22 protein-coding genes and 2 pseudogenes are annotated in these 25,264 nt (G+C 59.8%); 7 read left to right on the top strand and 17 right to left on the bottom strand.

The features are described from left to right. Positions 1-74: 74 nt before the first annotated feature. Entirely contained in the window at positions 75-209 is a 135-nt protein-coding gene (locus ACAD63_RS09630) for a hypothetical protein (protein ID WP_276609618.1), read from the top strand. 44 nt (positions 210-253) lie between these two features. Continuing rightward, positions 254-420: pseudogene (locus tag ACAD63_RS09625) on the top strand (type II toxin-antitoxin system VapB family antitoxin). Positions 421-445: 25 nt separating this feature from the next. Here ACAD63_RS09625 and ACAD63_RS09620 read toward each other — a convergent pair. From ACAD63_RS09620 to ACAD63_RS09570, 11 genes and pseudogenes are all read right to left on the bottom strand, one after another. Beyond that, complete coding sequence (locus ACAD63_RS09620; protein WP_135706336.1) at positions 446-874, bottom strand: hypothetical protein; 429 nt, start codon at positions 872-874, stop codon at positions 446-448. A 61-nt stretch (positions 875-935) separates the two neighbouring features. Continuing rightward, positions 936-1,193: pseudogene (locus ACAD63_RS09615) on the bottom strand (tyrosine-type recombinase/integrase); the annotation flags it as partial. 90 nt (positions 1,194-1,283) lie between these two features. Continuing rightward, positions 1,284-3,221 (bottom strand): molecular chaperone DnaK, encoded by a 1,938-nt coding sequence (gene dnaK / locus ACAD63_RS09610; RefSeq protein ID WP_434033836.1) that lies wholly within the window; start codon positions 3,219-3,221, stop codon positions 1,284-1,286. Positions 3,222-3,421: 200 nt separating this feature from the next. After that, positions 3,422-3,709, bottom strand: a complete 288-nt coding sequence (locus ACAD63_RS09605; RefSeq protein WP_135706334.1) for a co-chaperone GroES — start codon at positions 3,707-3,709, stop codon at positions 3,422-3,424. Positions 3,710-3,857: 148 nt separating this feature from the next. Next, positions 3,858-4,238, bottom strand: coding sequence for a hypothetical protein (locus tag ACAD63_RS09600; protein ID WP_133092923.1), 381 nt, complete (start codon positions 4,236-4,238; stop codon positions 3,858-3,860). 238 nt (positions 4,239-4,476) lie between these two features. Then, the gene (locus tag ACAD63_RS09595; protein ID WP_240746054.1) at positions 4,477-4,641 is read right to left on the bottom strand and encodes an Hsp20/alpha crystallin family protein; all 165 of its coding nucleotides are present in this window, start codon (positions 4,639-4,641) and stop codon (positions 4,477-4,479) included. Position 4,642: 1 nt separating this feature from the next. Continuing rightward, positions 4,643-5,050, bottom strand: a complete 408-nt coding sequence (locus tag ACAD63_RS09590; protein WP_135706333.1) for an Hsp20/alpha crystallin family protein — start codon at positions 5,048-5,050, stop codon at positions 4,643-4,645. Positions 5,051-5,065: 15 nt separating this feature from the next. After that, the gene (locus ACAD63_RS09585; RefSeq protein WP_133092921.1) at positions 5,066-5,506 is read right to left on the bottom strand and encodes an Hsp20/alpha crystallin family protein; all 441 of its coding nucleotides are present in this window, start codon (positions 5,504-5,506) and stop codon (positions 5,066-5,068) included. A 522-nt stretch (positions 5,507-6,028) separates the two neighbouring features. Next, positions 6,029-7,000, bottom strand: a complete 972-nt coding sequence (locus ACAD63_RS09580) for a threonine/serine dehydratase (protein ID WP_135706332.1) — start codon at positions 6,998-7,000, stop codon at positions 6,029-6,031. Between the two features lie 34 nt (positions 7,001-7,034). Next, positions 7,035-8,027, bottom strand: a complete 993-nt coding sequence (locus tag ACAD63_RS09575) for an ornithine cyclodeaminase family protein (RefSeq protein ID WP_434033835.1) — start codon at positions 8,025-8,027, stop codon at positions 7,035-7,037. A gap of 95 nt (positions 8,028-8,122) precedes the next feature. Further along, positions 8,123-9,400 (bottom strand): NAD(P)/FAD-dependent oxidoreductase, encoded by a 1,278-nt coding sequence (locus tag ACAD63_RS09570; RefSeq protein WP_434033834.1) that lies wholly within the window; start codon positions 9,398-9,400, stop codon positions 8,123-8,125. Between the two features lie 355 nt (positions 9,401-9,755). Between ACAD63_RS09570 and ACAD63_RS09565 the strand changes: the two genes are divergently transcribed. Further along, on the top strand, positions 9,756-10,676 hold the full coding sequence (locus ACAD63_RS09565) for a LysR family transcriptional regulator (protein WP_135707059.1): 921 nt from the start codon (positions 9,756-9,758) through the stop codon (positions 10,674-10,676). Between the two features lie 138 nt (positions 10,677-10,814). Here the strand turns inward: ACAD63_RS09565 and ACAD63_RS09560 are convergent, their stop codons facing one another. From ACAD63_RS09560 to ACAD63_RS09545, 4 genes are read right to left on the bottom strand one after another with little or no spacing between them, the layout of a single operon-like run. Further along, positions 10,815-11,318, bottom strand: a complete 504-nt coding sequence (locus ACAD63_RS09560; RefSeq protein ID WP_135707058.1) for an Lrp/AsnC family transcriptional regulator — start codon at positions 11,316-11,318, stop codon at positions 10,815-10,817. 27 nt (positions 11,319-11,345) lie between these two features. Next, on the bottom strand, positions 11,346-12,701 hold the full coding sequence (locus ACAD63_RS09555; protein WP_135707057.1) for an aspartate aminotransferase family protein: 1,356 nt from the start codon (positions 12,699-12,701) through the stop codon (positions 11,346-11,348). A gap of 4 nt (positions 12,702-12,705) precedes the next feature. Continuing rightward, the gene (locus tag ACAD63_RS09550) at positions 12,706-13,800 is read right to left on the bottom strand and encodes a phosphotransferase (RefSeq protein ID WP_434033833.1); all 1,095 of its coding nucleotides are present in this window, start codon (positions 13,798-13,800) and stop codon (positions 12,706-12,708) included. Next, positions 13,770-14,465 (bottom strand): haloacid dehalogenase type II, encoded by a 696-nt coding sequence (locus ACAD63_RS09545; protein ID WP_434033974.1) that lies wholly within the window; start codon positions 14,463-14,465, stop codon positions 13,770-13,772. The genes ACAD63_RS09550 and ACAD63_RS09545 overlap by 31 nt, the downstream gene beginning before the upstream one ends. A 385-nt stretch (positions 14,466-14,850) precedes the next feature. Between ACAD63_RS09545 and ACAD63_RS09540 the strand changes: the two genes are divergently transcribed. Next, positions 14,851-18,264, top strand: coding sequence for an adenylate/guanylate cyclase domain-containing protein (locus tag ACAD63_RS09540; protein ID WP_434033832.1), 3,414 nt, complete (start codon positions 14,851-14,853; stop codon positions 18,262-18,264). 17 nt (positions 18,265-18,281) lie between these two features. Here ACAD63_RS09540 and ACAD63_RS09535 read toward each other — a convergent pair whose 3' ends face one another. Then, entirely contained in the window at positions 18,282-19,391 is a 1,110-nt protein-coding gene (locus ACAD63_RS09535) for a tartrate dehydrogenase (protein ID WP_133092912.1), read from the bottom strand. 215 nt (positions 19,392-19,606) lie between these two features. Next, positions 19,607-21,730, bottom strand: coding sequence for a TonB-dependent siderophore receptor (locus ACAD63_RS09530; protein ID WP_434033831.1), 2,124 nt, complete (start codon positions 21,728-21,730; stop codon positions 19,607-19,609). Positions 21,731-22,114: 384 nt separating this feature from the next. Here ACAD63_RS09530 and ACAD63_RS09525 point away from each other — a divergent pair, with 384 nt between their 5' ends. The 3 genes from ACAD63_RS09525 (at position 22,115) to ACAD63_RS09515 (ending at position 25,229) form a co-directional block, all read left to right on the top strand. Then, a complete protein-coding gene (locus ACAD63_RS09525) occupies positions 22,115-23,296 on the top strand; it encodes an amidohydrolase (protein WP_135707052.1) in 1,182 nt (393 codons plus the stop codon). Between the two features lie 34 nt (positions 23,297-23,330). Then, positions 23,331-23,684, top strand: a complete 354-nt coding sequence (locus ACAD63_RS09520) for a cupin domain-containing protein (protein WP_434033830.1) — start codon at positions 23,331-23,333, stop codon at positions 23,682-23,684. A gap of 123 nt (positions 23,685-23,807) precedes the next feature. Continuing rightward, a complete protein-coding gene (locus ACAD63_RS09515; RefSeq protein WP_135707050.1) occupies positions 23,808-25,229 on the top strand; it encodes an aspartate ammonia-lyase in 1,422 nt (473 codons plus the stop codon). Positions 25,230-25,264 lie beyond the last annotated feature (35 nt).

Here is a 25,264-nt window from a genome sequence, read left to right as displayed (position 1 = left end):
CACCGCGACGAGCGCGAGCCCGTTTTCGTCAGAAGACCGTGACTACCTTGAACCATAGTTTGTCGGCGGTCCCCATGGAAAGCCAACTAGGGGCTTCAAAACAGCAGAGTCAAGCGTTGCGCGAAAGGCACCTGACCGTGGTCAGTTCACCTTCCGAGGCGGATTACCGCGAAGTCCAATATGCCGCTTTGATGATATTGGTGGGCTGAAAAGCAGAAGGCTCGGAAAGGCTGGGAATGTTTGGTAAGACGACCTGATCGCCAAGGCTCAAGCCTATAGGGCCTGGAGGAGAAAACGGCACTCGTGCGCGAGGCACTAAAGGCCTTGATCCAGCGTGAAGCTGCGAAACGACTCGCGAATCTTGGCGGTAGCCAACCGGGCATCAAGGGGGCGCCGCGTTGCCGGCAGGACATCGAATGATTCTTTCGGCATGTCTAAGCGGCGCCTACGACTCCAGAACCTCCAGCCCGTTTTCGGCACACCATTGCCTCAGAGCTCTTTCGACACAGTCGGCTTCAAAGGAATACCAGATCTCGAGAATGCCTTCGCGCTCCGCCAGATCCTTAAAGCGCGCGTAAGCCCCTGGCCGTCGGAAGAATTCTTCAACCTGATCGTAACGCTCAGGCAATTCTTGGGCGACAAATTGGAGGGCGAGACGTCTTCCAAGACCGAGCTCGGTCTTATGCGGTATTGCAACGTAGCGGTCCGAAGTTTCGATGTCGTCAGGAATCTCCTCGTCGAAGTCGTCATTGAATTCAGATGTCCAATAGATTTTGCCGCTATCGAGTGAGACATAGGCGTTGTGCGCCGTCGGCGCCGCGCAGCTAACGAACTCGAAGGACATGGAAAGATCGTCGTATTTGACTGCGACCATGCCTGTACTCCAATGGGTTGCGAGTTGAACGGGACCAGGGATATCCGGCGACAGCTGGTCTTCAAAAAAGGGCCCATGCACGATGGTAGCCGCTCGTCGTCGACAGCGAGCTGTGCCCAACGTTGTCGCGCACAAAGCGCAGGTCAACCTGCCGGTCGGTCATGTGCGAGCCGGCGGTGTGACGCGGCCAGTGCGCCGAGGCGCTGGCCAGCACGGCGGCTTGCGGTTCCCATTCCGGCCCGCGCGCCCGCAGGCGCGCCGCGGCCATGCCGAACACCTCTTTGAGGATCAGGTGCAGCGCACCGCGCGACAGCGCTTCTCGTCGCTTCCAATCACCGGCAGCACCAGCCGTGAAGTGTAATAAAAGGCGGTCCGTCGGGCGACGCCAGGGGTTGAGAACGAAGCTCTATTACTGCTTGGCGCCCGCTTCTTTGAATTCCACATCCTCCACGTCCTTGTCACTCTTCTCGGCGCTCGCCTCTTTCGCGTCTGCGGCGCGACCGGAGCCAGTGTCCGGCTGAACCTGAACGTCCGCATAGATCTTTTCGCCGAGTTTCAGCGAGGCCGTGGCCAGGGCCTGCGCCTTGGCGTCGATCTCGGCCTTGTCGGAGGTCTTCAGTGCCGCCTCAAGGTCCTTGATTGCGGATTCGATCTTCTCCTTCTCGTCCGCGTCCAGCTTCTCGCCGTATTCGGTCAGCGCCTTGCGCGAACTGTGTGCCAGCGCGTCGCCGTGGTTGCGCGCATCGACCAACTCCCGCTGTCGACGGTCTTCGTCAGCATGAGCCTCGGCGTCCTTCACCATGTGCTGGATCTCGCCTTCAGACAGGCCGGAGTTGGCTTTGATGGTGATCCGGTTCTCCTTGCCAGTAGCCTTGTCCTGCGCCGACACGTGCAGGATGCCATTGGCGTCGATGTCAAACGTCACCTCGATCTGCGGCATGCCGCGCGGCGCCGGTGCAATGCCCTCCAGGTTGAACTCGCCCAGCATCTTGTTGCCCGTAACAATCTCGCGTTCGCCTTGGTAGACCTTGATGGTCACCGCCGCCTGGTTGTCGTCGGCCGTAGAAAAGATCTGAGAAAACTTGGTCGGGATGGTGGTGTTCTTGGTGATCATCTTGCTCATCACGCCACCGAGGGTCTCGATTCCCAGCGAAAGCGGCGTGACGTCAAGCAGCAGCACGTCCTTGCGATCACCGGCGAGCACCGCGCCCTGGATCGCCGCCCCCACCGCCACCGCTTCGTCGGGGTTGACGTCCTTGCGCGGCTCGCGGCCGAAGAACGCTTTGACTTTCTCCTGCACTCTGGGCATACGGGTCATGCCACCCACCAGAATGACGTCGTCGATCTTTTCCACCGATACACCGGCGTCCTTGATCGCGATCCGGCACGGCTCCAACGTGCGCTCGACCAGGTCTTCGACCAAGGCTTCGAGCTTGGCGCGCGTGAGCTTCAGGTTCAAATGGCGCGGTCCGCTGGCGTCGGCCGTAATGTACGGCAGGCTGATTTCCGTCTGCAGGCTTGACGAGAGCTCGATCTTGGCCTTCTCCGCGGCTTCCTTCAGGCGTTGCAGAGCCAGCATGTCCCGCGACAAGTCGACCCCCTGGTCCTTCTTGAATTCGCCGATGAGGTAGTCGATGATGCGCTGGTCGAAGTCTTCTCCGCCCAGGAAGGTATCACCGTTGGTCGACAGCACTTCGAATTGCTTCTCGCCTTGCAAGTCAGCGATCTCGATGATGGAGATGTCGAAGGTGCCGCCGCCCAGGTCGAACACGGCAATCTTGCGGTCGCGGCTTTCCTTTTTGTCCAGCCCGAACGCGAGCGCCGCCGCGGTCGGCTCGTTGATGATGCGCTTGACGTCCAGCCCGGCGATGCGCCCGGCATCCTTGGTCGCCTGGCGCTGGCTGTCGTTGAAGTAGGCGGGCACCGTGATGACGGCTTCGGTGACAGGCTCTCCAAGATAGTCTTCGGCGGTCTTCTTCATCTTGCGCAGCACCTCAGCCGAGACTTGCGGCGGAGCGAGCTTCTGGCCTTGCGCTTCGACCCATGCGTCGCCGTTGTCAGCCTTCAAGATTGTGAAGGGCATCAGGCCAATGTCCTTCTGCACTTCCTTTTCCTCATAGCGGCGGCCGATCAGCCGCTTTATGGCAAACAGCGTGTTCTTTGGATTCGTGACGGCCTGCCGCTTGGCGGGCGCGCCGAGGAGGATTTCGCCGCCGTTCAAATATGCGACGATCGACGGGGTCGTGCGCGAGCCTTCGGAGTTCTCAATCACTTTGACCTGGTTGCCATCCATCAGCGCCACACACGAATTCGTGGTGCCGAGGTCAATCCCGATGATCTTGCTCATGATGTCCAAGCGCCTGGCGCTTCCTGGTAGGAAATTCCCTGCACATCCACAGCCGTATGGACCTCGCCGCACGCCTTGCGTGTCTCGTCAATCACGCCCATCTCGGGGATGTCTTGGCCGCAACCTGCTTGACCAACTGGGCCCCCATGTTCTCGAACTGATGAGACTTCTCGCGAGACGCCAGTCTTCTGTTCCTTCCTTTATTCAACGACGCACAGAATGTCCTCGTCACGCATCACCAGTACCTCCTCGCCTTCAAGCTTGACGGTGGTGCCCGCATACTTGCCAAATAGCACGCGCTCGCCAACCTTCACGCTCGGCGCGCTGACATGGCCGTCGCCCAGGCGCTTGCCGGGGCCGACAGCCAGGACTTCGCCCTGGTCCGGCTTTTCGGCGGCGGTATCGGGGATGACAATACCGCTGGCCGTCTTGTGTTCTGCGTCCAAGCGTTTGACGATGACGAGATCGTGTAGTGGACGGATGTTCATAGCCTTGCTCCTCGTCCCATCACTCTGATCATGAGCTTGTCCGGCCGAGCGGGTCGTGTCCGGGCGGCCGTTCAGGGCATTCACGTGTCAACGCCGGCGTCTGGATTCAAGCCACAAGCATTATTGGCCAGGAACCGATCCCGGCGCTTCACTGAATGGCCGGCACGGTGCCGAGCTTCTCTGCCAGCATTCGCTCATATACGCCAAAATGCACATCCACCTCTGCCTGACTGACAACGACAACGTCAATCGTGATCTGCTCGGGCGCCAAGCCGAACATCGTGGCCAGTGCCACTTCCAGGTGGGGGGCCGCCACTCTGTCCTTTTCGAACGTCGTGCCGATGCTGATCACGTAAGCATCGCCTTGCGCCGTGACGTCGACCAAACGGGCCCGCGCGCTGAGGTTGTTATCGATCGCGACTGTGACCAACTCCGCTACGCGCCGCGTCCGCTCGGTAGGAAAGCCGCGCGTGCACTTGAGCCGCACCCGATGCCTGCCTAGCGTCACCCACTCAGAATCGAATTCCATCGAAGTCTCCATCTCGGGAAGTGTTTGCCGCGAAAATAGAGGCCAGTCCGGCGATTTCAAGACCTCAGCGTCGCAGGTGGATTCGCTGCCGTTGCAAGCCAGCATCGCGCGTTCCGAGCGCCGCCTATGCCAGAAAGGGCCTTGGAGGCGCTACCTTGCATGGCCAGCTGGAATCCGCCAGCTGAGCGCAGCAGACTCACGCGAGTCTATTCCCTTGACGCAGCTCGCCATCTTCCGCTCACTTCACCTCGATCTTCTTCACCGCAGATTGCGACGAGCCGGTCTTGGGTAGACGCAGCGTCAATACGCCTCTGTCGAACTTCGCATCGATGTGATCGAGGTCGATGCCATTGGGTACTGCGGTGGCGCCCTTGCAGACGCCACCGGTACCCTGCGGCGGCAACTCACGCCACGTTGACTGCAATTCGGCGCGGACGCGCTTCGTCGCGACGCGGGATCGTCAGCTTGAGCACGCCGTCCTGCAGGTTCGCCTCGATCTTCGACGCGTCAAGGTCGGCACTTAGCGAGAAAGCGCGGGCGAAGTGAGGCTGCCGAATCTCCGCGTGTTGCACCCGCAGGCCTTGGGGCGTGGGCACGACCGCTTCCGCCTCGATATGGAGGTTGCCGTCGTGGACATTCACCTCAAGCTTGTCCTTGGTCACACCCGGAAGATCGGCCCAGAGGGTGACGCCGTTGCTGTCCTCGACGATGTCGACCGCGGGAAGCAGGGTCATCGTCGACGTGGACCTGTCCTCCTGGCCTTTTGTCACCGCGTTCTGGTTGCGCTCAGTCACTTGGGTAGTCTCGTTCATGGCATTCTCCTCACGTTACTGGACCGTGATCGCCCGGGGCTTTGAGGCTTCGCGCTTGCCGACACTGATAGACAGGCAGCCGTTGGCATAGCGCGCCTGGACTTTGTCGGGGTCGGCGCTCTGTGGCAATTCGACCACACGCCGGAACGTGCCTGTGAATCGCTCTTGCGCGTACAGCCGGACCTCCGGATCATCCTCCGCTTGCGCCGCTTCGCGCTCGCCGCTGATGGTCAGCAAGCCCTTGTCGATCGACACCTCGAATTTGTCTGGCTTGAGCCCCGGTGCGAACGCGACAATCTCGATGGAATCGTCCGTGGCGCCGATATTGACGGGGGGAAATGCCCCGAAACGGCCGGAGCGGATGCTGGATGGGAACCCGCCGAACAAACTCGCCATCTGCCTCTGCATGCGGTCGAGTTCGCTGAAAAGGTCGGTCCCAAAGAATAGATCACTCATGGTCGTATCCTCCTTCGATGCAGCGAGGAGGCGAAGGGGCATACGCGCTCCCATCCACCTGCCAAGCTGCTGGCAAACAAACAGAAACACGCAGCGCGCAACGGTCGCGACTGCCTGAGCGAAAATAAAATAGTAATTGGCCACCCAAATTTCAAGGGGGCCAGCTTGCGCCGTTCCGCGAAAGGACATCGGCTGCCCCGGTCACGGTTGGGCAGATTCCCTTACATTGCATCACCGGGGTTGCTTCCGTTACACGCGCCACATCCATGTGCCGCATGGGGCGCATTTGTCGCGCCGCCTGGCGTTGGGGTAAGGGCCGTACCTGACGCTTGCTTTCGCAATCACGCCTTTGACGCAGCCATGGAGATGTACCCGCGGCTTTCGACGCCGGTTACAGGCCGGTCGGCGACGCCGGCGTGCTTTGGTATTCGAGAGCGCGCACAACAGCTAAGCCCGCCGATGGTTGAAAATTTTCCTTCCTACCACCTAGCATAATTAATAACAATTCATGAGCGACCAATTTCACTCAGTAAATTTGTATATCTGGGATAAATCGCCTAAGTCCCAGTTGCCTCCAGTCAAAACCACGCAAACTTTCTCATGCGGTTTAAATTGAATGTTGCCGCCCAACAAAGCCCCGATACCAATCGAAGCAGCGGGCTCAGCAATCAATTTTGCATCTTTTGCAAGCATGCGCATGCCGGCAACTATAAGTTCGTCTTCTACCAGAACGATCTCGTCCACATATTTTTCAATAATGGGATATGGATTCTGGCCCGGGACACTTATCCTTAGTCCGTCCGCAATAGTATTTTTTAAAGGAAGTGATGTGCGCTCTTTATTCTTTCTGCTGTAAAAATACTTTGGCGTTAGGGCAGGCTCCGCGCCTATGACGCGCACTGATGGGGCGGTTTCTTTGATGGCGGTAGCGATTCCTGAAATGAGGCCTCCGCCACCCATGGGAACAATTACCGTGTCTACCTCTTCCAGATCCTCCAATATTTCACAGCCGATTGTTCCTTGGCCGGCCATTACCAGAGGGTCCTCAAAAGCGTGGACAACTGCATAGTTGCATTCTTCAGCAATTTCATAAACCCGCTTCCATCTGGCAGCCGTATCGCCATCGAAAAGAATAACTTCGGCCCCTAAGGCTTTTGTGTTGGCAATTTTAATTTTCGGTGTGGTAACCGGAAGTACCAGTATCGATTTAACGCCAAGCATCTTTGCGGCATAGGCAAGCCCCTGGGCATGATTGCCCGACGATGTGGCTATGATGCCGTTGGCTATCTCATCTTTCGTTAACGATAGTGACTTGTTCAGTGCACCTCGAATTTTAAAGGCTCCAGTAATTTGCAGCATCTCTGGTTTCAGATATACCTGATAGCCAAAAGCGGTTTCGATCTTTTCCGCACGCAGTAACGGCGTATGTCTGATGAAGGGCTTCAGCCGCTCTTGGGCGTCTCGAATGTCATGAATGGTAGGGTGGTCGAACATGGTACTTATTGATTTTCCGCGTTTAATAACTATCTTACTCAAAGAACTCAAAAAAAGTCCCGGTCTGGCTTTCTATTGCATTTTGATAGATCTTTGTTGAGGTAGTATTGTCCTGTACGGCCATTCCCGTCGAGTCGAAAATCGTGATCTCTTGATCGTTTTCTCTTCCCGGCTTTCTGCCCAACAATATCTCGCCAATTTCCCCGTGAATATCGTCCTTGGTGATAATATTGCTATTGAGCGGGTGCCATGTTTCTCCTTTTTCGATGCATTGCTCAATTGAATCATTGACTATTTTTGCATTTCTGAATAGCTCTGGATCCAGTTCCTGCTTGCCTTGTTGATCTGTGCCGATCGCAACAATGTGTGTGCCCGGTTTTACCCAGTCAGCTTCCACCAACGATCCTTTACCGCGGGTCGTGGTAATCAGAATATCAGCCTGCTTAACAGCTTCTTTTTTGGAATCTGCCATCACTACAGGAATGCCGAGTTCGGTCTCAATATCAGTTTTATATTTAGATAGCGTATCCGGGTTGCTGTCCCATGCATGGATCACTTCAACGTTCATGATCTCTTTGATGGCGCGAATTTGCATCCTCGCCTGATTTCCTGTGCCAATAGAGGTGATGCTTTTCGCGTCCTTTCGTGCTAATACTTTCACAGAAACAGCGCCGGACGCTCCAGTTCTGAGGCCGGTGATCAAGCTGCCCTCCATAACGCAAATCAACGCACAGCTTCTCGCATCAAATAGAAGAATAGTCCCCATTCCGCTGGGAATGCCGTGAGATTCCGGGTTGTTAATGAAACCTCCAGAAGATGCCTTCATGGAGATGATTTCGTTGGATTTGCAATACCCAAGCTTGAAATCGATTTCGCCGCCAGGTGGCGGGAGGTGTATTCCGATATAACCTGGTTGAACTACCTGATTGCCGCTAAAGGCCCTGTATGCTTCTTCCACAGTACATATGACTTCCCTCATGCAAATCAGTCTGCTTACTTCCTCTTTTTTAAGCAACAGTGTTTTCATTTACTTCATCTCCATTATTTTCGATCGTCATATCGGTGCGGACGTCGGCAAAGAATAATCGTCTTCCGTTAGCAAAAGCTGACGAGCAGCTGAATTCATTGCAGCCCGTCCTTGAGGCGATACCATGCGCCCACCAGGGGCAAAAACCATGGTTTTCCAAAGTGTCCGGGGATGGCGGGCCAGTCGAAGTCTTTCCAAGGGTTGAGATCGGCGCGTCCGTCCATGATCTCCGCCATCAGCGTGCCCATCAGGGTGGCCATCTGGGTGCCGTGGCCGCTATAGCCCATCGAATAGTAGACACCGTCTCGCTGGCCCGCGCGAGGCAAGCGATTGGCCGTCATGTCTACCATGCCGCCCCAGCAATAGTCGATCCGTACGTCGGTCAGTTCGGGATACACGGTTGCCATTTGCTGGCGCAAGATCAGTCCGCTTTTCTCGTCCGACCTGAGGTTCGACGTCGCGAAGCGTGCACGACCGCCAAATAACATGCGGTTATCGGGGGTGACACGAAAGAAGTTGACGAAATTCTTGGTGTCAGTGGCCATCCGGCGGGTTGGTAGCAGCCGGTCTAGCAGTTCCTGCGGCAAGGGTTCGGTGACGATGAGGAAGGCCCCAACCGGCACGATCCTACGCCGGATCCAGCCGAGCGGTCCTATCTGGGAGATACCGCTCGCCAGCAGCACCTGCGGCGCGCATATTTCCCCACGCGGCGTTCTGACCACGTATCCGCACCGAGATCCTCTCTGCAAACCTAAAACCGGGGTACGCTCCAGAATGTACGCTCCGCGAGATTCCGCAGCCTTCGCGAGACCGCGAACATAGCGACCGACGTGCATCCCAGCACTCTTTTCGAAGATCAACCCGCCGTGATAGTGGTTCGAGCCTATTTCGTCGCAAAGCTCCGCCTTTGTCAAAAGGCGCGTATCAGGGTCGACGCTCGCTGCGAGCAACGCCTGGCTTCGCGCGAGCTTGTCGTAGTGCTCGGGCTTTGCTGCGAGTTTGAGCTTACCCGTGCGGACGAAATCGCAATCGATTGACTCTTCCCTGATCAGCCGCTCGACCGTATCGACGCCCGCGTCGAAGGCCAGGTATAGCCGGTTGGCCAATTCGGTGCCGATGCGCTGCGAGAGTGAAGCATAATCTTGCGCAAAGCCGTTATTGCACATGCCGCCATTTCGTCCCGACGCCGCATGACCAACGGTCTCCGCTTCGCATACCATGACGCTTGCGCCTTTCTTGGCAAGCGCCAATGCCGCAGCGGTACCCGTTATGCCCGCGCCAACCACTACCACGTCGCAACTTCCATCCGGCACGTCAGGCGATCTGCTGACGAACGGCTCGGAGGTGTCCAGCCAGTAAGAACTAAAATGCATTACAGACTCCCCGGCGGACTTGTAATTGTCGCAGGCTCAACACGATCCGTTCCGTTGCTCGGTTCAGCCTGGGTGGGGGCGCTAAACTCGCGGACTAGCCAAGCGCGCCGACCGGCGTTTCATCGCACGTCAGGATTATCGGCCCTCTTAAGCTTGTGTGGCTGAAAACTCAATTAAGCCACCGTTAAGTCAAGCTTAATGGTCTGCATGGTGTGAGGCGGCACCTCCAGCGTGGTCCGGAAAGTCTTCCGCAGGAATGGCCCCTTGCCTGCTCACGCGGTGCCATAGAAAAAAGAACGCCATCCTGTTTAATATGGAACGAAACCCTTCGTTAAAGGTCGTTAAAGGTCCATCAATGCTTGAAGTGGAAGACTTGCGCATGCTGTGTGCGCTGGGCTCGTCACAATCGCTCGCCGCGGCGTCGAGACTGTTAAATCTGACTCCCCCTGCTGTTACGGTGCGCCTTCAGCGGATAGAAGAACGGATGGGGTTTCGCCTCGTCATTCGCGCCGCCAGAGGTATTTCACTGACCACCGAAGGCCAGCAGCTTGTTCAGGAAGCGATTGAAATCCTGGAGCGAATCGAGTCGATTCCCTCACGCGTCGCGGGCGATAACAGCGGTGTGAGCGGCCATTTGCGCGTTGTGGCGCCCTTCGGGTTTGGTCGCGTCTATGTCGCGCCGCTGGTTCGTGATTTGCATCGCTCGCACCCAAATCTTGCGATTTCCCTCATCCTGGCGGAAAGCCCACTCGCTGCAGCCTCGGGCGCCGACGCGGTCGTGTCGATCGGCAACGTCAAGGGGTCTTCCTGGATAGGTCATTACCTCGCCCCGAACGACCGGTTCCTGTGCGCGAGTCCGGCCCTTGCCCTTCGGCTGTCGAAACTCGATCATCCATCCCAACTCACACAGTACGAATTTCTGACATTGCGCGAGAACGACGAATACGTTACCCGCCTGCGTTTCACTCAACAAGAAACTGGGACAAAGCGTGGGCGCAAAGTCGTTACGATCCGGCTGGATAGCACATTATCATCAAACGACGGCACCGTGGTCAGGGACTGGGCGATGGACGGCCTGGGCATTGTGGAGCGCTCGGAATGGGATGCCGCACCGTTGATCGCCGAGGGTAAGCTGAAGCGACTGTTGCCCGCTTGGCGGCTAGAACCTGCGCCAGTGATGGCCTTGACGCCGACGCGTCAGGGCTTAACAGTCCGCCAACGCGTGTTTCTCGATGCGGCCAAGCGGGCCTTCAGCCCTGCACCTTGGCGCAAATGACGCCACGTTTTAATCAACAAGACGCAAGACCCTCCTATAGTTGGCGGTCCTGATTGGGGCAGTGTCGCCAACGATGCATCGCGCGGCGACGACTACGTCGGCACCAGCGCAAGATTTTTATGGACAGTGCGCATTTCATTAATCCCAGTCCGGCCTTCCGGTTGCAATAATTCGCAGCGGATACCCCCGTTGCTCAAGCGGCTTGCGCAATACGATCCGGCTGGAAAATTTTTCGATCCCGATATCGTCTTTCAACAACTGCTCCATGAGCGCCTGAAAATAAGCGATATTAGGTGCGATGACTTTCAGAAGGTAATCGTAACCGCCACTGACGTTGTAGCATTCGACGATTTCGTGGTACTTCTCAACCCCCGCTTCAAATTTGCGGAAGTCTTGGGGCCGATGGCTGCTGATAGTGACCTCGGAAAACACGATTACGTGGCTGCCCAGCTTCTCCAGTGCGACCTCCGCACGGTAGCCACGGATAACGCCGGTCTCCTGAAGCCGTTTCGTGCGGAGAAGACATGGGCTTTCACTGAGGCCAATGGCTGCGGCCAGGTCGACATTCGAACAGCGTCCCTCGCGCTGAAGATGCACAAGAATCTTGATGTCAAACTGGTCGAGGGAAGCTGAAGCTCGCATGAGTCGATACTACCGTCAGTGTCGGCCCTAGTTACCTCCGTTTTGCCGATTGCACTGTGTTAGCGCTTCGTCGAGCGTTTCGATGACGATGCCGGCTTGTTCCGAGGATAGCACCAGTGGCGGTCGAATCTTGAGAACATTGTGCCCCATCGCACAGGCGCTGAGCAAGACGCCCTTGTCGCGCATTCGATTGACTACCCGGGTGGTGAGCTCGCGATCGGGCGTTCGCGATGCGCGGTCCGAGACAAGTTCCACACCGACGAACAGGCCCACGCCACGCACGTCACCAATGGCCTCGTGTCGGCTGGCGAGATCGGCGATGCCGTTACGCAGGATGTTGCCTACCCTGGCGGCATGCTGCACCAGGCTTTCCTTCTCGATCGTATCCAAGACCGCCAGCGCAGCCGCACACGATACGGTATTGCCGGCGAATGTGTTGAAGTATCTTGAGTTCTTTCCGAATTCTGCCAGCGCGTCAGCGGTGGCCAGCAGTCCCGCGACAGGTTGTCCATTGCCCATCGGCTTGCCGAGGGTGACGATGTCGGGGATGACACCGTGACGCTGAAAACCCCACATATGCTCGCCGGTCCGGCCGAAGCCTGGCTGGACCTCGTCGGCGATGAAAAGGCCGCCAGCCCGCTTGATCGCATCGACCGCGCCCTTCAAAAAGCCCGCTGGTTCAGGAAGGATGCCGTCGCTCGTGAACAGGGAATCGACAATCAGTGCCGCAGGCTTGATGCCGTGACGCCGAAGATCGGCGATCGCCGCCTCGACATCGCGCGTGAAGCGTTCTGAGAGGTCAGCACCCTCAGCATGATAGAGACGCGGTGCTGGAACCAGGCGAACGTGGGCGCCGAGATCGACTGTCACGCCGAGTGATGGCGAGAATTGCGACACTGCGTCGGTAAAGCCATGATAGGCGGTTTCGGTCACGATCACGCCCGTGCCACCGGTGCGCACCTTTGCGATGCGATAGGCAAGGTCGTTTGCCTCGCTGCCCGTGCAGGTCAACATGAGATGGGCAAGGTTAGTCTCAGGCACGCTCGCGAGCAGGCGTTCGGCCAGTTCGAGGATCGTGTCGTGCAGATAGCGGGTGTTGGTCGCGAGGGTCTGCACTTGCCTGCATATCGCCTCGGTCACCGCCGGGTGACAATGTCCAAGTGAAGCGACGTTGTTGTAAACGTCGAGGTAACGGCGACCTTCCGGATCGATCAGCCACACGCCTTCCCCGCGCACGATGTGAAGCGGATGTTCGTACATCAGCCTATATGCCGGGCCGAGCAATGCATCGCGCCGATCGATCATCGCCGCAGTGACAGGTCCCACGTTAGCACGTCCGGGGATATAGGCGTTGACCATGTTGAGGTCAGTGGTACTTTTCATTCACTTATCCTTTTCGTACTTCGGTTAGTAGTCGGTCGCGCGCCTCATTGCGGGAAAGAGCGGCCATCTGAGAGAGCGCTTCCCATGCTGCGGGATTGTGGCGCATGATGTAGGCCCGGTTCTCGGGGTAGCGCGCGGCGCGCCATTCCGAAATCAGCGCTGTGATCAGGTGGCGTGTCGCCATGAGATCGGTGACAATCTCCTGCTCGATTTCGGTAAGCGGCAGCGTCGCGTGATAGGCGCCGACGAACTGCGCCGGCCCCTCGAAGGGATCGGGGTTGCCAGTCATATGAAAGGCCGCCGCCGTAGCGACCTCGCCGACCAGCGGCGCATGAAGCATGTCGCCGAAGTCGATAATCCCCAAAATGCGTTCATGATCGTCGGGTGCGACCAGAACGTTGTAGAGATGGTAGTCGTTGTGGATTACCTGCGCCCTCACCAAGGCGAGACGCGGCAGGACATGGTCGGTGAAGCGCGACATGAACGACTCAGCGAGCGCGCGACGCGGGGCGTCCACGATGCCATCGAGCTTGGCTGTCAGCCGGTGCGCCGCCGAAACATTCCAGAGCAGATTGTGCATTGCGGAAGGATGCGTGAAATCGCGCAACGCGAGGTTTAGCTTGGCGAGCACTGTCCCCATGGCCCGACGCTGTGCGGCGGTCCGGGGAGTCTCTCGAATCTGGACGCCGTCGAGATAGGTAAGCATCCGCACGGTGGTTTGAAGCCCGTCGGCCAATGCCACAGTGTCGCGCGTACGTCCGCTAAGCGTCCGCACGACTCGGGGCACTGGCTGGTCGGGCGATACACGCGCGATGTGTTCCAGCGCAGCGATCTGGAAATCGACCACTGAAACCGGCTCGGATGGATTGCTGATCTTGACAACGTAACGAGTGCCGTCCGCCGTCTCTATGCAACAATTCTGGTCTCGTTCACCGGCCAATGATTTGACGCTGCCATTGATACCGTAGAGACGACTGACCAAGGCTGCCACTTCGTCTAGAACAAGACTGGGCGCCGCTGTGCTCAACGCTGCTGCCGCAATCGGACGATTCTCCGGCATCATGCGTCTCATTTCACCATCGCGGTCGGAAGCAGGCATTCAAGTCCAAGCAAACCGGGAAGCTGGCGAACATCGGTCAACCTGTTGACACCATAGCTATCGGAGGTGGGCTCGTGGCCCCGATCGATGAACGCTTTGGCCATGAATCCCAGATCGGACGCCGTCATGAGGTCATAACGAAAGCTCGACGAGACGTGCATCATCTGGTCTGGTCCGCAACCGAGCTGATCAAACATATATTCGAACATCTGGGCCCGCGGTTTGTAGGCGCGTGCTTCCTCGGCGGTGTAAACGGCGTGGAAGGGCGCCTTGAGGTGCGCGACGCTATGCGGAATCAAATCGACCATCGAATTCGAGAGAATCACCAGCGGGATGTGCGGAGCAATTGCCGCAAGCACCTCAACTACGTTCGGATGGGGCTGCCAAGTTGGGACCGCGTCGTACAAGGCGACCGCATCAGATGAGCGATATTCAACGCCGTGTGCCTGGCACGCCCGTTGAATGGAATTTTCAATAACGTCAAAGAAAGGTTTCCACTCGCCTAATACTTCATCGAGGCGGTAAAATCGGAAGCTGTCAAGAAATGCCTGCATCCGATCAGTCGGAACGCGACCTTCGAAAATCTTCTTGGCTGTCGGCCCCATTTCGAAGTTAATGAGAGTACCGTAACAATCGAAGCTGATGAATTTCGGTTTGTATATCATTTGGGTGATTCTCTGCAGGTGGACAAGTACAAATAAGTTTATTGGTATCAGTGCTAAGGAGATGCTTTTTTGCGGAGAGAACCAGGCAGTTTCCACTTGAATCTCGAGCACGCCTGATATTTCCTACGTCGACCGTTCAGATCTAACTTTGTCGGGCGGCTCATTAAGGCAGGGCCTGAGGACAGGGGCATATTGAGTCTCTTGCGACACTGCGAGACCGGCGCAAACATGTCATGCCGCGAACGAAGGCCGCTCGCGCAGCAGCCCAGTTCCCGTGGTGGTTTTCTGCACAGCTTCCAATCTCCCGATCAGCCTCTGGAAACTTGCGAGACGCCTGTCCTGTGGTCTCTAATGACTGTTGTCGGGCCAGGTGGTCAGAGGGGATATGCGCTGCATCAAGTGCGGATTCGATAACCCCGCAGGCGGGCGCTTCTGCGAGGCGTGCGGAGAGAGCCTTGCGCGAATCTGCCCGCAATGCGGCCATGAGTCGGGGGCCGCGGCGAAATTCTGCGGCCTTTGCGGGGTGCTGCTGCCTGACGGCCCTACCGGTCAGCACCGTGGGGCTGCGCCCGCTTTCTATACGCCGGCGCACCTGGCCGAGCGCATTCTCGCCGAACAGGCGGCGATGGAAGCAAGGGGGCAAACCGCTGGCGAACGCAAGACCATTACCGCGCTGTTTGCGGATATCGCCGGCTCGACGGCATTGATTCAGGATCTGGATCCCGAGGATGCCCGCGGATTGATCGACCCCGTCGTGGCCATGATGATGGAGGCGGTTCACCACTATGAGGGATACGTTGCCAAATCGCTTGGCGATGGCATCCTGGCGCTTTTTGGTGCGCCCATCGCGCATGAGGACCACCCCATTCGAGCGCTCTACGCCGCACTCCGGATGCAGGCTGCGATACGCCGTCATAATGAAAAGACGCCTGTAGCGAGGGGCATGCAGCTGCGGATCCGGGTTGGCGTCCATACCGGCGAAGTGGTAGTGCGGGCGATCCGGAAGGATGATCTGCGCACTGACTACGATCCGGTGGGCCACACCATCCATATCGCGTCACGGATGGAAGGCATTGCAATGCCCTCATCGATCACTGTCAGCGAAGCCACGCATCGGCTTACGGAGGGCTACTTTGAGTTTCGTACCCTCGGGACGGCATCGGTAAAGGGTATTCAGCAACCGCTTGCCGTTTACGAAGTTGTTGGCCCCGGCATGTTGCGCACGCGGCTGCAAGTCGCGGCGCATCGCGGGTTGTCGCGTTTTGTCGGCCGCCAGGCTGAATTGCAGTGCATGCAGGAGGCGCTGGAGTCGGCAAGGCTTGGCCAGGGACGCGTCCTTGGCGTATCAGGCGAGGCAGGCGTCGGCAAGTCGCGCCTGTTTCACGAATTCCGGACGCGTGCGCAACAGGGCTGCAAGGTGCTCGAAACCTTCTCGGTCTCGCATGGCAAGGCGTTTCCCTATCTGCCATTGATCGACCTGATCAGGGCGTACTTCGATATTACCGCCCAGGATGACGACCGTCAGATTCGCGAGAAGATCACTGCCAGGCTGATCGCGATCGCCTGTGCCCCGGACGACGTTCTTCCCTATCTGCTCTATCTGCTTGGTATCAAGGATCCGGCGTCGACGCTTCCGATGATGGAGGCTTCGGTGCGGCGCCAACGAACTTTCGATGCGCTGGTACGGCTGCTTGTGCGCGAGAGCGAGATCCAGCCGCTGATGGTGCTGTTCGATGATCTTCAATGGCTCGACAGTGAATCAGAGGCCTTTCTCGGTATCCTGGCTGATCATGTGCCCCGGGCAAGCATGCTGCTGCTCGTCAATTACCGCCCCGAATACGCGCATGACGGGGGCATGCAATGCCACGTCAAGCTGAAGCTGGAGCCCCTGGGCCAGGCCGATGCGCAAGGCTTCCTTAGCGCGATGTTGGGTGACCATCCTTCGCTCGAGCCACTGAAGCGCGAAATCCAGTTGAAGACCGAAGGCAATCCCTTCTTCATGGAGGAGGTCGTCACAACCCTCATCGAGGAGAACGTCCTGCACGGAGAACGGGGTAACTTCCGGCTGGACGACCGTGTCGTGTCACTGCATATGCCCACCACCGTGCAAGGCGTGCTTGCCGCCCGCATCGACCGCCTGCCGCCGGCTCAAAAGGAATTGCTGCAGACGCTCGCTATCATCGGCAAGGAATTTGCCTTGAGCCTGGTCCGGCATGTCACGGCGCTGGCGGACAGTGCTCTCCATGCGATGCTCGCCGATCTTCAGGCCGGAGATTTCATTTACGAGCGCCCGGCGTTTCCGGAGGTGGAGTATGTGTTCAAGCACGCGCTGACGCAGGAAGTTGCCGCCAGTTCGCTGCTGAGTGACAGGCGCAGCGCGCTACACGAGCGCACCGCCCAAGCCCTGGAAACGCTGTTCCCCGGCAGCCTGATGGATTACTGCAGCGAACTGGCACACCACTACAGCCGAAGTGGCAATACCCGCAAGGCGATCGAATACCTCGGTCTTGCCGGGCAGCACGCCGCGCAGCATTCCGCGCAGCGCGAGGCAATCCGCCATCTCAATGCGGCGCTCGACTTGCTTAAGACGCTGCCAGAGAACCCCGAGCGCGCACGTGACGAACTGGGCCTGCTGCTGAACCTCGGCATTGCATGCATCACGGCACGGGGCCATGGGGCACCGGAAGTCGAGACAATCTACACGCGGGCGCTGACTTTGTGCGAGCAAGGCGCGGAGACGCCGCAGCGTTTTTCCGCCCAATTGGGGCTCTGGTCCTTCTATCTGTTGCGCGGCAAGCTCTTGACGGCACAATCCCTGGCTGAAGGCCTGCACCAACTCGCCGAAGACAGTGGAGACTCGGAGCAGCGGGCGGAGGCGCAGCGCGTGCTGGGCGTTACACGGTTCCGGCGCGGCGATATCCGAATGGCCCGTACATACCTGGAGCAAGCGCTGGCGCTGCACCGTCCCGACCAGCACGCCTATGGCCACCTGCTGCGCTACGCGCGGAACCCGGCGGTCCACATGCGCAGCTCGCTGAGCTGGGTGCTCTGGTACCTCGGCCTGCCGCAGCAAGCTCTGAACCGAAGCGAGGAGGCGCTGGCGCTGGCACGCCGGGCCGCCGATCCGTTCGGCCTGGCCGTGAGCCTCATCTTCGCGGCCGAGCTGCACCAGCGCCGTTGTGATGCGCAACGTGTGCTGGAGTGCGCGAAGGCGGCGATCGCACTGTCAGAAGAGCATGGGTTCCAGCTGTACCGAAGCTGGGGATCGATACTCCGTGGTTGGGCACTGGCCGCAACAGGAAAGGCTGAAGCGGGGATTGACCTGATGCGCCGCGGCTTCGATGATCTGGAGGACGCCGGCGCGGTATTGGGACGGCCCTCACTGCTGGGACTGCTGGCGGATGCGTATCGACGCTCCGCGCAAGACGAGCCTGCGCTGCGTGTGCTGGCCGAGGCCCTGGCCCTGGCAGGGCACACCGGAGAACGCTTTGACGAGCCCGCGCTGCTCCGGCTCAAGGGCGAGGTCCTGGTGCAGAAGAGGGGTCCGCGAGGTGCTTCGTCATCCAAGGCAGACCGCGAAGCCGAGGCGTGTTTCACCACGGCGATGGAACTGGCCCGTGGGGAGGGTGCCAGTTCCGTCGAGCTTCGATGTGCGATAAGCCTTGCCGAGCTTTGGCATCGTCAGGGCAAGGACGACGCGGCGCGGCTGTTGCTGGCGCGCGTGAGCGGCCTCTGCACGGAGGACACGGATTCCGCTGACCGGCATCGGGAAAGACAATTGCGTGAAGAGTTGTCCTGAGGCCGGCTACGCGAGCCCTATGCCTGCCCGGTCAGGCCGATGCGTTCCACGACGCTGGCAATGGCTTCACCCATCTCGGTGGTGGAGGCATTACCGCCCAGGTCTGCAGTGCGAGGGCCGTGAATCAGGACGTGCTCGATGGCGGCAAGAATGGCATCGTGCGCTTTCCTTCCGGCATCGTTGTCCGTGTCGAGGAAGTCGAGCATCATGGCGCCTGACCAGATCATGCCGATGGGGTTGGCAATGTTCTTGCCATAGATATCGGGGGCCGAGCCATGCACCGGCTCGAACAGCGAAGGGAACGTGCGCTCGGGATTCAGGTTGGCCGAAGGCGCCAGTCCCAGCGTACCGGTGCAGGCCGGGCCCAGGTCGGACAGGATATCGCCAAACAGGTTGGACGCCACCACCACATCGAAGCGCTGCGGCTGCAACACGAAGCGGGCGCACAGGATGTCGATGTGCTGCTTTTCCCAGCCGACATCCGGATATTCATCCGCGATGGCGGATGCCCGGCGGTCCCACCACGGCATGCTGATGGCAATGCCGTTGCTCTTGGTCGCCACGGTAACGCGCTTGCGCGGCCGCTGACGGGCCAGGTCGAATGCGAAGCGCAGCGCGCGGTCCGTCCCATGCCGTGAGAAGACGGACTGTTGCATGACGACTTCGCGTTCGGTACCTTCATACATCACGCCGCCGACCGACGAGTATTCGCCCTCGGTATTCTCGCGCACGATGATCGTGTCGATATCGCCCGGCTTCCTGCCGGCCAGTGGGCACGGTACGCCCTCGAACAGGCGGGCGGGGCGCAGGTTGATGTACTGGTCGAACTCGCGGCGGAACTTCAGCAGCGAGCCCCACAACGAGATATGGTCCGGCACGATATCGGGCCAGCCCACTGCGCCGAAGTAGATGGCATCCATGCCCGCCAGTTGCGCTTTCCAGTCATCCGGCAGCATCTTTCCGGTGGCCGCGTAGTAATCACAACTCGCCCACTCGACATGGGTGAAGTTCAGGTCAATGCCAAAGCGGCTTGCGGCGGCACGGAGTACGCGCAAGCCTTCTGGCATGACTTCCTTGCCAATGCCATCGCCCGGGATCACGGCGATATTGTATGTCTGGGTCGTCATGACGAGTCCTGTGAAGTAACGAAACAGCGCCATGGTCGCTACCAGGGCCGCGAGTAGTGACCGAAATTGTAGTGGTTGGATTTCGACGGCACATTGCGTATACCGGGTGGGCGGCAGAAGGAAATCCCGTATTCATCGCCATGCTCGGCATGCTGTGCGTGGCGGCGGCTGCATGCCGGCCGGCATGTGGTCCCATGGACGACACTGCCCCGCTGTCAGAACCGGTACCGCAGTCCGGCGACAAACTGGCGCCCCAGTCCCGGCACTACGGCGAGGTTGCCCCACGAGGCGGGATAGTAGGTCTTGTCGAGCACGTTGTGAACGTCCAGGAAAAGGCGCGTGCGGCGATCGAGCTGCCAGTACGTGACAAGCTTCACGGTGGCGTAGGCGGGCAGCGAGTACGTGTCGGTGGCATTTCCGGATCGGTTGCCGACGTAGACGATGCCGGTGCCGATACCATAGCGGCCGCCGAACTTCGGCATGGCATCTTCACGAATGGCGAGCAGACTCGCACTGATCCTCGGGATATTGGCCAGCCGGGTGCCGGGCGCGATGGCATTGTCCTCGGTGACCCTGGCGTTCACCAGTGCAAGACTGCCGCTGATGCGCCAGCGCTCGTCCAGGTTGCCGAATGCATCGACCTCCAGCCCGCGGCTCGCGGCCTGGCCCGTGGCGATGTTGAAGTTGGGATTGGTGGGGCTGCGCGTCAGGACGTTGTGCTTGCGGATGTCGAAGAGGGCAAGGGTTGCCCCTAGCCGTTCGTCGTGGGACTGCCACTTCAGCCCTGCCTCCACCGAGCGGGCGTACTGCGGATCAAAGGCGTTGCCGGCCTCATCCACGCCGCTGTTCGGACGGAACGATTTTCCGAAGGACACGTACGCGGAAAACTGCGCGGTCGGGAGCCACGTCAGCCCGATCCGGGGCGACACGGCACTCTGGCGCTGTCGGGTCGCTGCCGCGGAAAGGAGGTTGTCCACTGACTGGTGGTAGTTATCGAACCTGACGCCGGCAAGCAGCTTCCAACGCTCGTCGATCGACATCTCGTCCTGCAGATAGACGCCCAGGTTGCGCTGGTTTTCGCGCGTCGATATGCCTGGCGAGACCGCCGGCTTCGCTTGCCCGTACACCGGCTCATAGATGTCGATCGCATACGCGTTGGCCGCGAGGCTGGAGTAGGCGATATCCATGCCCATGAACAGGCGGGAGGCTTCGATGCCGAGAAGCATGCGGTGGCCCAGGCCAGCCATATGGAAGTTGCCCTCCACCTCTGCGCGGGCAGACGTGTCGCGGGAGGGCAATGTCCGCAGGCTGTTGCGACGCGTGAGCGTACGGCCATCGGCGAGCAGACTGCCAAACTCCGCGGCGTATCCCTCGAAGCCCGATTCCTTGTAGCTCGCCCCGATCCGCGTGCGCCAGGCCGCAGAAAGCTGCCGCTCGAATGTCAGCTGGTGCGTGTCGCTGGAAAGATGAAGGTTGGGGTCGCTGGGCTCCTGCAGGTAGCGGTCGCGGGGAAGCGTGATTTGTCCGTTCACATTGACGAGGCCACGGTCGAGCGGCGTACGCAACCGCAGGAACTCTCCTTCGTATTGCAGCAGGGTGCGGTCGTCCGGCGCCCATGCCAATGCAGGCGCCACGAGGTACTTGTGGCCGTCGATCAGGGAGCTGCGGCTGGCGCTGTCCTCGGCCATGATGTTGAAGCGATAGGCCAGCGTCTTGCTCAGGGGGCCGGTGGTATCGGCGGTGGCGCGCCGGAACCCGAGCGTACCGGCACTCAGTTCCGCCGAGGTCGCGGGCGCGAACCTTGGCTTCTTAGTGACGATATTGATGGAGCCGCCCGGTTCACTGCTGCCGTAAAGTGCCGCGGCCGGGCCTTTCAGGAATTCAAAGCGCTCGACCGTGGCGGCGTCGCGCATGGGGTTGTATCCACGCGAGCCGGGAAAACCGTTGACCAGGTATCCCATCTCCGTGCTGCTGAAGCCGCGGATGGCATAGTTGTCCCAGGTCCCGCCAAAGTCATTGAGGCGCGCGATTCCGCTCACATAGTCGACGGTGTCCGAAAGCCGTGTCGCGCGCAGGTCGTCAATGAGCTCGGAGGTAACCACGCGCACTGACTGCGGGATTTCACGCAGCGGCGTTTCAGTTCGCGTGGCGCCAGCGGCTTCGACAGCAACGTACCCGCTGCCGCCTGCATTGGCGCTGACGCGCACTTCGGGAAGATCGGCCGTCGACGCAAGCCCCGGCGCTTCGGCAAGCGCCCCATCGGATAGCGGGAACAGTAACAGGCTGACGTGACAGGCATGGCGCGCGATGCGCCTGGCGCGTGGCGGAAATAATGGCATGAGCGTGGCATGAGTAACTGCAGGGCCGGAATTTAGCCGCGCAGATGATAGAGATTCTCATTCACCTACTCTCTGACCGGGAATCGAGCGGCATGCCGGATTGCGTGCTACCGGGGGAAAGCCGGCTCAGGACGCCGAACAATCTGTTCACCTGGACTGGCAAAACGCAATTCAATGCGGCGCGGCACGCTGCGATCGGCACCATCGTTGGCGAGAGTGCTCTTAAGCTGGCAACGATGCAGCACGCGTGGCGCTGCTGAACCTTTTACCTTTCTGCATTCAGTAACACCGGAGCGCACCGATGGACCTCTGGGATCTCGAAGTCCTGTCCAACCATCCCATTCCTCGCCAGATTCAGCCTTCCAATGGAGCGGGGGCCGGCTCATGAGGTGGAACCAGATCGCAGAACCCGTGGCCGACTTGCTGCCGGACCTGATTGCGCTGCGCCGGGACCTGCACGCCAATCCCGAACTTGGCTACGAGGAGCACCGCACGGCAGGCATCGTGGCGCAGGCATTGCGCATGCTGGGTCTCACGGTGCACGAGGGGATCGGCGGCACGGGCGTGGTGGGCACGCTGCGCGCCGGCAAGGTAAAGCGCAGCGTAGGTCTGCGCGCGGATATGGACGCATTGCCAATGGTGGAACTGGGCCGCCCGGCTTATGTCAGCCACGCGCCCGGCAAGCATCACGGCTGTGGCCACGACGGCCATACCAGCATGCTTGTGGGTGCCGCGCGTCAGCTTGCGCGCAGCGGTATCGATGGCACGGTGCATTTCATCTTCCAGCCGGCAGAGGAAGGCAAGGGGGGCGCCCGCCGCATGATCGCTGAGGGCCTGTTCGAGCGATTTCCTTGCGACAGTGTCTATGCCCTGCACAACTGGCCGGACTTGCCGCTCGGCCACGCCCAGACCTTGCCTGGCGCCATCATGGCGGCGGCGGATCGGTTCGATATCGTGCTGCGCGGGCGTGGGGGCCATGCCGCGCAGCCGCACCACACCGCAGACGCCATCCTGGCCGCAAGCCAGCTCGTGTCGCAATTGCACACGATCGTGGCGCGTCGCATTGATCCTGCCGAATCCGCCGTGTTGTCCGTCACGCGTATCGAAGGCGGGCACTGCCACAACGTATTACCGGCCGAAGTGCGGATAACCGGCACGGTGCGAAGCTTCGATATGGAAGCCCAGAGCCGGATCGAGACTGCATTGCGTGCGATGGCGCATGGCGTGGCAACGGCGAGCGGAACCGAGGTCGAAGTGCATTACGACCGCTATTACCCGGCCACGGTGAACAGCCCGCAGGAAGCGGCACTGGCCGTTGACGCGGCCCGTGCCATCGGGCTGGAGGCGCGCATGGCCCCCCGTGCTGCATTCACTTCCGAGGATTTTGCCTTCATGCTGCAGCAAAAGCCTGGCGCCTACCTTTGGCTGGGACAGGGACGTGCCGATCCCGGGCCCGATGGAGAGCGACCGTTGCACCACCCTTGCTATGACTTCAACGACGACGCGCTGTCCCTGGGCGTGCGCTGGTTCTGCGAAGTTGCCCGCCGCTCGCTGGCTGCAGACTGACGCGGCTAACTACCCTATCGACACTGGATCATTCATGAGCATCGTTATCATTCGCCAATCGGCGACCGCCGAAGGTTTCCAACAACAGGGCACGCCTGCCCGCCCTCTGACCCAGCCGCCCTGCGAGCTCAGCGGCATCGACATCGACCTCGAGGGCGCCGGCGAGAGCCATGCCGGTCTCCGGGAATGTACGCCGGGCCGGTTCGAGCGCCAGATTGCGAACGCCGAGGTCATGCACATCCTCGCCGGCGCTAGCACGTTCACCCCAACGGACGGGGAGGCGCAGCAGATCCGTGCAGGTGACACACTCTTTTTTCCCGCCAACACGACCGGCGAATGGCACGTGACGGAAACGCTGCGCAAGGTATTCGTGGTGTTGTCGGCCTGAACGAAACGATATCTACCCATGCTGGCGCGGCGCAGGCTGCTATTGCTCAGGCTGTCAGGGCGTTGACCGCTCGGATCGGCAGGTCCTGTCCGCTTTCCTTCGACCCATCACATAAGCCTCATCATGACCACAGCTACGCCCACGCGCCAGGAGAAGGATCTACTGGGTACGCGAGATCTTGATCACACCTTGTACTACGGCGTGCAGACGCTGCGCGCAAAGGAAAACTTCCATCTTTCCGGCCGTTGCATCGGCGAGTACCCGGACTTCATCAAGGCGTTGGCTATCGTCAAGCATGCGGCCGCCAATGCCAACCATCGGCTCGGCCTGCTGGACGCCGCCAAGCACGGCGCCATTGCCAAGGCGTGCGCGGAAGTCTTGGATGGGGCGTTCCACGATGCCTTCGTCGTTGACATGATCCAGGGCGGTGCCGGAACCTCCACGAACATGAACGCCAATGAGGTGCTGGCGAACCGCGCGTTGGAGCACCTGGGCGAGCAGAAGGGCAGCTACGGCCGGCTGCACCCCAACAACGATGTCAATCTGTCGCAATCGACCAATGATGCATATCCGACGGCCATTCGGGTCGGACTGCTCCTGGCTCATCTGCCGCTGCTGGAAAACCTGGGCCACCTTGCGGCCACGCTGGCCAACAAGGCGCAACAGTTTGGCGGCATCCTGAAGATGGGGCGTACCCAACTCCAGGACGCGGTTCCCATGACGCTTGGACAGGAATTCCAGGCCATGGCCGATACCGTCTCGGCCGACCTTGAGCAACTGCGTACGCTCATTCCCGCGACGCTGTGCGCTGTCAATCTCGGCGGTACGGCGATCGGCACCGGCATCAATGCGGATCCGCGCTATCAGGCCATTGCAATCGAAGAACTGGCTGCGCTGTCCGGGTTTCCTGTTCGCGCCGCGCCCAACTTGATCGCCGCGACCTCGGACATGGGCGACTTCGTGCTGCTATCGGGACTCGTCAAGAAGACGGCACTCCGTCTGTCGAAGATCAGCAATGACCTGCGCCTGCTTTCAAGCGGCCCGCGGACCGGCATCGCGGAAATCAATCTGCCTGCGCGCCAGCCCGGCAGCTCGATCATGCCGGGCAAGGTCAACCCGGTCATTCCGGAAGCGATGAACCAGGTCGCTTATGAGATCGCCGGCAACGATGCCGCGCTGACCCTGGCGGCCGAAGCGGGCCAATTGCAGCTCAACGCGATGGAGCCGCTCATCGCCTACAAGCTCTATGACTCCATTCGGCTATTGTCGCGCGCCGTGCGCATGCTGGACCGTGAATGCATCGAAGGGATCACCGCGAACCCCGAGCAATGCTCCGCGCTGGTCCAGCGTTCGATCGGTATCGTGACAGCGCTGAATCCGTATATCGGATATGAGAACGCTACGCGAATCGCGCGCCTCGCGCAGGAAACCGGTCGAACCGTGGTAGAGCTGGTTCAGTCGGAACAGCTCGTGAGCAATGCGCTTCTGGCGGAGATTCTACGGCCGGAGAATATGGTGGCGCCCCGTAGCGCATTGACGAGCTAAGCAAAGCCATGCGGAGCCGCGATTCGCCGGCTCCG

Source organism: Cupriavidus sp. a3, from assembly GCF_051015765.1.
GTDB classification, from domain to species: Bacteria; Pseudomonadota; Gammaproteobacteria; order Burkholderiales; family Burkholderiaceae; genus Cupriavidus; species Cupriavidus oxalaticus_A.
Note: the sequence above shows the minus strand (reverse complement) of the source record. Positions and strands in the feature narration are given on the sequence as shown.

Excerpts from the sequence above, each read along its gene's own strand:
- ACAD63_RS09630 (WP_276609618.1), top strand. The coding sequence starts at position 75 with ATGGAAAGCCAACTAGGGGCTTCAAAACAGCAGAGTCAAGCGTTGCGC.
- ACAD63_RS09620 (WP_135706336.1), bottom strand. The coding sequence starts at position 874 with ATGGTCGCAGTCAAATACGACGATCTTTCCATGTCCTTCGAGTTCGTT.
- dnaK (WP_434033836.1), bottom strand. The coding sequence starts at position 3,221 with ATGAGCAAGATCATCGGGATTGACCTCGGCACCACGAATTCGTGTGTG.
- ACAD63_RS09605 (WP_135706334.1), bottom strand. The coding sequence starts at position 3,709 with ATGAACATCCGTCCACTACACGATCTCGTCATCGTCAAACGCTTGGAC.
- ACAD63_RS09600 (WP_133092923.1), bottom strand. The coding sequence starts at position 4,238 with ATGGAATTCGATTCTGAGTGGGTGACGCTAGGCAGGCATCGGGTGCGG.
- ACAD63_RS09590 (WP_135706333.1), bottom strand. The coding sequence starts at position 5,050 with ATGAACGAGACTACCCAAGTGACTGAGCGCAACCAGAACGCGGTGACA.
- ACAD63_RS09585 (WP_133092921.1), bottom strand. The coding sequence starts at position 5,506 with ATGAGTGATCTATTCTTTGGGACCGACCTTTTCAGCGAACTCGACCGC.
- ACAD63_RS09580 (WP_135706332.1), bottom strand. The coding sequence starts at position 7,000 with ATGTTCGACCACCCTACCATTCATGACATTCGAGACGCCCAAGAGCGG.
- ACAD63_RS09575 (WP_434033835.1), bottom strand. The coding sequence starts at position 8,027 with ATGAAAACACTGTTGCTTAAAAAAGAGGAAGTAAGCAGACTGATTTGC.
- ACAD63_RS09570 (WP_434033834.1), bottom strand. The coding sequence starts at position 9,400 with ATGCATTTTAGTTCTTACTGGCTGGACACCTCCGAGCCGTTCGTCAGC.
- ACAD63_RS09565 (WP_135707059.1), top strand. The coding sequence starts at position 9,756 with ATGCTTGAAGTGGAAGACTTGCGCATGCTGTGTGCGCTGGGCTCGTCA.
- ACAD63_RS09560 (WP_135707058.1), bottom strand. The coding sequence starts at position 11,318 with ATGCGAGCTTCAGCTTCCCTCGACCAGTTTGACATCAAGATTCTTGTG.
- ACAD63_RS09555 (WP_135707057.1), bottom strand. The coding sequence starts at position 12,701 with ATGAAAAGTACCACTGACCTCAACATGGTCAACGCCTATATCCCCGGA.
- ACAD63_RS09550 (WP_434033833.1), bottom strand. The coding sequence starts at position 13,800 with ATGCCTGCTTCCGACCGCGATGGTGAAATGAGACGCATGATGCCGGAG.
- ACAD63_RS09545 (WP_434033974.1), bottom strand. The coding sequence starts at position 14,465 with ATGATATACAAACCGAAATTCATCAGCTTCGATTGTTACGGTACTCTC.
- ACAD63_RS09540 (WP_434033832.1), top strand. The coding sequence starts at position 14,851 with ATGCGCTGCATCAAGTGCGGATTCGATAACCCCGCAGGCGGGCGCTTC.
- ACAD63_RS09535 (WP_133092912.1), bottom strand. The coding sequence starts at position 19,391 with ATGACGACCCAGACATACAATATCGCCGTGATCCCGGGCGATGGCATT.
- ACAD63_RS09530 (WP_434033831.1), bottom strand. The coding sequence starts at position 21,730 with ATGCCATTATTTCCGCCACGCGCCAGGCGCATCGCGCGCCATGCCTGT.
- ACAD63_RS09525 (WP_135707052.1), top strand. The coding sequence starts at position 22,115 with ATGAGGTGGAACCAGATCGCAGAACCCGTGGCCGACTTGCTGCCGGAC.
- ACAD63_RS09520 (WP_434033830.1), top strand. The coding sequence starts at position 23,331 with ATGAGCATCGTTATCATTCGCCAATCGGCGACCGCCGAAGGTTTCCAA.
- ACAD63_RS09515 (WP_135707050.1), top strand. The coding sequence starts at position 23,808 with ATGACCACAGCTACGCCCACGCGCCAGGAGAAGGATCTACTGGGTACG.